General features: G+C 42.0%; 5 protein-coding genes. All 5 read right to left on the bottom strand.

Going from position 1 to position 6,009, the window contains the following annotated elements; genetic code table 11:
* Window positions 1–1,419: putative cross-wall-targeting lipoprotein signal domain-containing protein (locus H346_RS0109315; protein WP_027970853.1), on the bottom strand; the 1,419-nt coding region annotated here is incomplete at its 3' end.
* A gap of 52 nt (window positions 1,420–1,471) precedes the next feature.
* The gene (locus H346_RS0109310; protein ID WP_027970852.1) at window positions 1,472–2,170 is read right to left on the bottom strand and encodes an LPXTG cell wall anchor domain-containing protein; all 699 of its coding nucleotides are present in this window, start codon (window positions 2,168–2,170) and stop codon (window positions 1,472–1,474) included.
* Between the two features lie 84 nt (window positions 2,171–2,254).
* Window positions 2,255–4,546 (bottom strand): C39 family peptidase, encoded by a 2,292-nt coding sequence (locus H346_RS0109305; RefSeq protein WP_027970851.1) that lies wholly within the window; start codon window positions 4,544–4,546, stop codon window positions 2,255–2,257.
* Between the two features lie 14 nt (window positions 4,547–4,560).
* Window positions 4,561–5,601, bottom strand: coding sequence for a hypothetical protein (locus tag H346_RS0109300; protein WP_027970850.1), 1,041 nt, complete (start codon window positions 5,599–5,601; stop codon window positions 4,561–4,563).
* Between the two features lie 11 nt (window positions 5,602–5,612).
* Window positions 5,613–5,960 (bottom strand): TrbC/VirB2 family protein, encoded by a 348-nt coding sequence (locus tag H346_RS0109295; protein WP_027970849.1) that lies wholly within the window; start codon window positions 5,958–5,960, stop codon window positions 5,613–5,615.
* Between the last annotated feature and the right edge of the window lie 49 nt (window positions 5,961–6,009).

Genomic DNA, 6,009 nt, shown 5'->3' with positions numbered 1-6,009 from the left:
AAAAACGACTGCCTCTGGTTCTGCAAAATTAGTGTGTTCAAGATGCGTTAGAGTAACAGACGTAATAACGCTCTTCACGTTTCCTGTTGTTGGATCAACCGTCTTTGTGACGCCTAGTTTCCCATGGATATTGACCTTACCAACAAATTTTTTCCAGTCATGGAGTTGTTTTGTCCACACAAAAGTATTGTCAGCACTGTTATAAGTAAACTCATCTTTAATGATATCGCCATTTGGGGCTGTGGCTGGTTCGGCACTAAAGATAGGATCCAATGTGACATTGTCAGGAGCTTTTGCCAAGTAATCTTTTAAGGCTTGGGCTGCTTCCCCGTGTTGTTTTTCATAGTCAGCCAAAGCCTGTTGGTTTTGACGCTCTGCTTCTTGTCGAGCCTTAGCGTTACGATCACGAATGGCGGCATTCTCAGCTTTGATGCGCTCAATCTCCGCTAACTTTTCTTGGTATTCTGCTTGGGCTGCTTGATTGGTTTGATTCGTCGCTTGACCTGCTTGTTCATTACGTTTACGGATAGCTTCATTTTCTGATTCAATCTGCTTGATTTCTGCCAATTTTGCTTCATAAGCTGCTTGTAGCGCTTGGTTTTGACGCTCTGCTTCTTGTTGAGCCTTCCCATTACGATCACGAATAGCGGCATTCTCAGCTTTGATGCGCTCAATCTCTGCTAGCTTTTCTTGGTAGGCAGCTTGAGCTGCTTGACTAGCTTGATGAGTCGCTTGACTAGCTTGTTGGTTGCGCTGACGGATAGCTTCATTTTCAGCCTTGATTCGCTCGATTTCAGTTAACTTCGCCTCATAGTCTGCCTTTAATTGGGCATTCATGGCATCAGCTGCTTCTTGGGCTTGTTTGTTTTGTGCATCTACTTGGGCTTGACCAGCTTCATTTTTAGCTTTGGTATCAGCTTCCCCTTTAGTATTAAGAGCGTCAACTCTAGCTTTTTCATCACGATTAGCTTGATCAATAGCTTTATTTTCCGAAACTGCTTGATTAATAGCTGTTGTGTTGGCTTCTTGCTTAGTTGTAGCTTCTGTGACAGCTTTAGTTTGTTTCTCTAAATCGGCTTGCGCAGATGATAAGCTATCATGCGTGACCTTATCAGACTGTTTTACAGTAACACCTGCTTCTTGAGCTGTTGTGACAGCATTATCCCATTCAGTGTTGCTCACCTCTGATACCAACTCCCCTGACTGCTGACCAGCTTGATGAGCTAGCTGTGTTTGATCAGCTGTTGGAGGTGTTTGTAGCGTTGTTAAGTTAGTCGCTGGATTTAAAGGAGTTACGTCATCCGCAGAAACACTTGTTGTGCCCATAAGAACTAGGCTCCCCAAAGCAATAACTGGAACTAAACCGTAGGCTTTGGATTTACGGAAATAGCCGTGTCCTTTCGTTTTCAATGTGTTCATTTTTAATTTCTCTCTTCTAGGTTGCTTTTTGTGACATTCCCAGGTCATGTAATTAGTGTGATACTTTTTTCTTGACAGCGTAGCCTAAAACCGAAATTAACATCATGCCCAAGTAACCAAGCACGCTTTGTTTATCACCTGTTTTTGGCAAGGTCTTTTTAGCGCCTGTACTATCTGTAATGGTCACTGTCCCATTAGGATTAACATGGCCACCAAGGCTCTCAGGGGTAACGACTTGTGTCCGGCCTGCTTGGTCACGAATAATCACCTGACTGTCCTTAGTACCGATAACTGTTTTGTCTGGTGTGACTGGAATGGGTTTAAAGACCACCTCACCTGTCGTGGTATCCACCTTTTCAATAATGTCTTTTGAGACATTATCTGGGACAAGCTCTTCTTTTTTCTTGTCTTCACTAGGCTTAGGCTTTTCAGGTTTTACTTCTTCTTTAGGCTTTGTTTCCTCTTTAGGCGTTTCAGCCTGACCTGGGACAGTTTCTGGCTTGTCTTCTTTACCAGCTGATGGGGTGGTCGGATCCACAGGAGTTGGTAGTTCTTCTTTTGGAGTTTCTGGCTCTGCTGGTTTTGAGGTGTCTGGTAGTTTCTCAGGTTGAGCAGGCGCAGGAGTGACCACTTCCGTTGAAGGAGCAGTCGGATCCACTGGCACTGGGGTCTCATCTGCGTAAGCAAGAGAGGTTGTGAGTAGGGCCACTGTGGTCGCTGTGAGGACACTAAGTAATTGTTTTTTTGTCATAAGAATGACCTCCTATAAAAATTATTTTGTAAAGGGGCTAATTTAAAAGCTTAGTCTGTTTTAGGATTTATCTAGTTCCGTACATTATTTTTGTTGCTTCATTCTAAGTCCCAAGAAACTCAAGAGTGAAAGAAAACTCATTCCTAATAGGCTTAAAAGCGATAGGGACTGCTCACCTGTCTGAGGAAGGCTACTTTGTGAAGTAGCGACAGTATCAAGAACCCTTTGATGACCTTGCTTGTCCATCGGTTGTACGCTAACAAGAGAAGTGTTCATTGTTTTTGATGATGTTTCTTCTGTTCTCACTACTACAGTATCAGCCAACTGTGTTGTCCCAGACACGTAATCCGTTACATGTCCTACTTCATTGACCACAGGAACAGCTTCTTCTCCCTTAGCTTCAAGCTTTGCTTTGCTTTCAGCCAATTGTGAGTGGTGTTTCGCAGCTAAAACAACTTGATAGGCTTTAAAGATGGCTTGATACTGTGCTGTTAGGTCAGCCTCTTTGGCTTGTAAGGTTTTTAAGGTCTCAAGTTCTTGTTCTAAATGAGCACTTGCTTCACTGAGAACCGCCTTAGCTTGGTTTACTTTGTCTTGACTGTCTTGTCTCAGTTTTGTCACTTGCTTAAGATTCGTCACATAAGCCTGTTTTTGGGTAAGGTCAGCCTTAGCCTGTTCGACTGCTTCTGTCGCACGTCCAAGATTGGCTTGAGTTAATGAGAGGACTTTAGTTAACTGTTCTAAGCTTGTCTCTTGAGCTGCTAGCACCCTTTGAGCTTTAGCTAGGTCATCTTGTTTAAGGGCTAGATATTCTTGGGCTTGCTTAAGATTAGCTGTTTTCGTTTCTAAGTCTTGTTCTGCTAATTTAGCCCTTTGTTTCGCCTTATCCAGCATATCTTTGGTTGTGACTAAGTTAGCCTTAGCTGCAGCTAATTGGTCTTTTGCTTGTGAGGTTTGAGACGCGACTTGTTCTAAGGCTGTCACATTTGCTTGGGCTTCAGTTAAAGCTTGGTTAGCCAATTGTACCGCTTGATTAGCTGTAACTTTTTCTGCCATTAATTGAGCCATCTGTTTCGTCATCAAGCTAATAAAGGGAACACCAACCCCATCCACATCTTCTGGGTTATGACTTTGATGATTCCATAAATCAGCTAAATTGTGATAGCCAATATTATTGCGATTGTAAGGATCATAGACATAAGTGTTGCCATCTTGATAACCTCTTAGTGCTACGTCATGACTAGCTGACCATCCCCAAGATAAAGGCGCAAACTTCTCATGGTGTTGAATGGAATTAATGACATAGTGTCCATCTTGTAGCGCTGTTTGCACTTGATCTAAGGTTTTTAAAACAGTTGGAACTAAGCCAAAATGTTCAGCCGCTTTCATAGCACCAATACTTGAGGTGCCATCAAAACGACCATTATTAAACTCACCAATTTGGTATAAGTAATCTGCGACTTCCAGAGGACTAATGTGTCTCCCTACTAATTCTGAGAAGGCCATAGCAAGAGAAGCTGGCACACATCCTGTCGCCGCAAAGGTCTTCCCACCATAGGCTTTTTGCCACTCGTTATCTCTTTGATTAAAGTAAGTGCCATTTTCAACTGGCTTAGTCAGACGCTCTGCTTCAATCGCAGCCATGACTTGTTCTAGAGTTGTTTGTTTTTCTGTTAATTTTTGAGACTTAAGGTCAAGCTCTTCTTTGGCATGTCTCACATCAGACTCATGTTTTGCATCTGCTTCTTGAGCCTGACTAACTTGTGTTTCTGCTTTCGTAACCGCTTCTTGAGCCTCTAACACTTTTTCTTCTGCTGCACTAACATCAGCGGCTTGATTACTTGTCGTGAGAGCTGCTTTGGCTTGATTAACAGCTTGAGTAGCACTTGTCACTGTAGCTTCTTTCTCAACAACTGCTTGAGACGCTTTGGCGACTGTTTCATTTTGATGATCAACTGCTGTTTGAGCGCTTGATTCAGCTACTTGAGCTGCTTCAAGTTTTGCGTGTGCATCAGTAACAGCCGTTTGACTAGCCTCAACGTCTGCTTGGGCTTTCGTTAACCCGTCAGGCGTTGCTTCACTAGCTAACTTTTCAGCATCATTAACCGCTGTTGTCGCATTAACTAAAGATTGTTGTGCTTGAGATTTTTCTACCTCAATAGCCTTAACCTTAGCCTCTTGAGTCTTAACGGCTTGGGTTGCTTGATCGGATTTTGTTTTAGCGTCCGCCACTTGACTTTCTGTCACTTCCGTATGTGTCACAACTTCAGCTGCTTTAGCAGGTCTTGTGTTTGATAAATCATCTGCCTGCACAAGACCTGTGCCTGTAGATAAAGCTGCGACTGCAATTCCTGTTAATACTTTTACTTGTTTCATGAGTGTCTCCTGCATTAATTTCTCATTAGATAAGGGGTTTCCTTGGGTTCAGAGGTAACGACATAGCCATATTTCCTTGAAGGCTGTTCTTTCACCTCAAACTCCAGACGAACACTGGTTAATTGCTCTTTTGCTTTAATCGTTAACACATAGGTTAGCTGATAGTGTTTCGTTTTTGCATTATATGTCACTTTTTCTAGGATAACTGACTGCAAGCTTCCTTCTTTTGGAACAGTGTACTTGGCATCACCATCAGAAAGAAAATCATTCAAGTTTTCCTTTTTACCAGAATAGTAATTTGGTAAGAAGTAACGACTGAAAACATCTATTTGATGTTCTCTGTTCGCTAAGTTCTTAGTGTCCTTTAATTCTTGATAAAGATACGTCATCTTTTCATTTTGTTTTGACAACTGATAATACGATTTCAGAGCTATTCCTAAGCTAGTTAAACTAATCATTCCCATCAGCAACAACCAGATATAGACCTGCTTTTTGACTAGTTTTCCTTGCTCATTAGGAGAAGCTCTAGAGGGTTTAGCAACGCTCTTAGACTTACTACTTTGCTTTGATAACCCTTGCTTTTGGGGTTCTTCAAGGGGAAAATCAGGTAAATCAGTTAGCGATAGCCCTAAACTTGCTTGGTAGGCAGGAAAGACCTGTCCTACAAAGTAATCCCGTTTTTCAGAATAAGGATAATCAGAAAAAGCTGGATGCGTTAGAATGACATCCATTAAGGGGTTCAAGAGATTGATATAGGTTTGATTAATAACAAAGGGTTCGCTAAAAACTTCTCCTTCTGATGAGGGTTTCCCTCCTTCTTGATGGCAAATTGAAATTCGGCTCAATTCAAATATCTGATAGTTATCTTTGAGGGATTGAAATAAGACTTCTGCCTGATAAAAGCTTAAATAAGGCAAGGTATCCATCAGGTCCAAGTCCGCAACCAACTCTTCCAAGTCCTCATCGGTTTCTGGTGAAAGGGTTTTGCCCCAAGTCACCTCCACAAATAAGTCATCTGATAGATTAGGAAAGGTTTGAAAAAGGGAAAATCCCATCTTGCCACCTCCTAACTCTTGACAAAATCAATGATAAATTGAACAATCGCAGGTCCAAGCGTGACCACTACAATGGCAACTAGAATATGAATCCAGTGCTTCTTGATAGATGCCTTAGTTTCTCGTCCACTGAAGCCGTAGACAAGACCTGTTGCAACTAAAGCCACTCCAAAGACAGCGACACTAACTGTTTGAAACTTGGTAATGCCTTGATTAGCCAGATTCTGCGTTTTAGCAAAAGGGTCATCCGCATAAGCTGTTTGACTGAGTAAACTTGTTAGAAAAAGAGATAAACTAAGCCAATAGCGCTTTCGACTCTCTTTTAGCTGTTTGAAAAATAGTGTTAGATGATATTGCATACATGCCTCCTTCTTTTTTCTAGAATCATCATAAGGGATAATGGCAAAC

The organism is Streptococcus castoreus DSM 17536 (assembly GCF_000425025.1).
Lineage (GTDB): Bacteria > Bacillota > Bacilli > Lactobacillales > Streptococcaceae > Streptococcus > Streptococcus castoreus.
Note: the sequence above shows the minus strand (reverse complement) of the source record. Positions and strands in the feature narration are given on the sequence as shown.